This window comes from Stenotrophomonas sp. GbtcB23 (assembly GCF_019091045.1).
GTDB classification, from domain to species: Bacteria; Pseudomonadota; Gammaproteobacteria; order Xanthomonadales; family Xanthomonadaceae; genus Stenotrophomonas; species Stenotrophomonas rhizophila_A.
Window position 1 is genome coordinate 1 of the sequence record NZ_JAGXKC010000775.1, and the last position, 230, is coordinate 230.

Annotated in this window: 1 protein-coding gene; it reads right to left on the reverse strand. The window is 70.9% G+C overall.

Annotated elements, in window-relative coordinates; translation table 11 throughout:
* Window positions 1–230 (reverse strand): DUF4198 domain-containing protein (locus KVS69_RS20890; RefSeq protein WP_217540271.1); only part of this gene is annotated, 230 nt, incomplete at both ends.

The window sequence follows — 230 nt, forward strand, 5'->3', positions numbered from 1 at the left end:
GGGCCAGGTGACCGAGACCTCGCCCTTCTTGTCGCTGGTGACCTTGATCTCTTCCTGGGCGTTGCGGTAACGGGTGCCGCCACGGGTGATCCCGAAGGCCAGACCGGCGCGCGGCTTGCCGTCGACCAGCACGCGGACCCTGGCTTCTTCGCCCGCGGCCAGGTCGTTGGGGTGGCCCCCGGCGACGAGCTCGATGCCCGACTTGGTCGGCGCCAGCGCGGTGCTGTTCG